At 25.3% G+C, this 399-nt stretch carries 1 protein-coding gene; it reads right to left on the bottom strand.

From position 1 onward, the window contains the following. On the bottom strand, positions 1–399 hold a 399-nt coding region (locus ACK2WN_RS12310), incomplete at both ends, for a hypothetical protein (protein WP_416155703.1).

Below are 399 nucleotides of genomic sequence, written 5' to 3'. Positions count from 1 at the left end.
TTTTTTCTGTATTTTTTCTTTCCTAAATTATTTTTAAGTATATTGTCTGCTTTTTTAGTGTTACCTTCTTCGAGGTATTTTCTTCTAAGTGCGAAAAATCTGTTTCGATTAGCATTTTTGTCACTTAACCTTTCGGTTTCTTTACTTAAATAATAATTCAATTTTTCTCCATACAGATTTCCATTTGATGTTGCAAGTAAGTATCTATATCCTTTATCTATTCCTATAATATTTTCGTTGGTATTTTCCTTTGATTCCACTTCTAATGGAATATTTATTCTCAATACATTATCTATGATTTTGATTTTAAGTGTTTTGTTGTATTTATTTGAATCCCTCAATTTAATCGGTACTCTTTTTCTTGTTTCCATTGAAGATATATAAATATAATTTTCATTT

Source organism: Peptacetobacter sp. AB800 (assembly GCF_047807365.1).
Classification (GTDB): Bacteria; Bacillota; Clostridia; order Peptostreptococcales; family Peptostreptococcaceae; genus Peptacetobacter.
The sequence above is the reverse complement of the archived record's forward strand: the minus strand, read 5'-3'. Positions and strand labels throughout refer to the sequence as shown.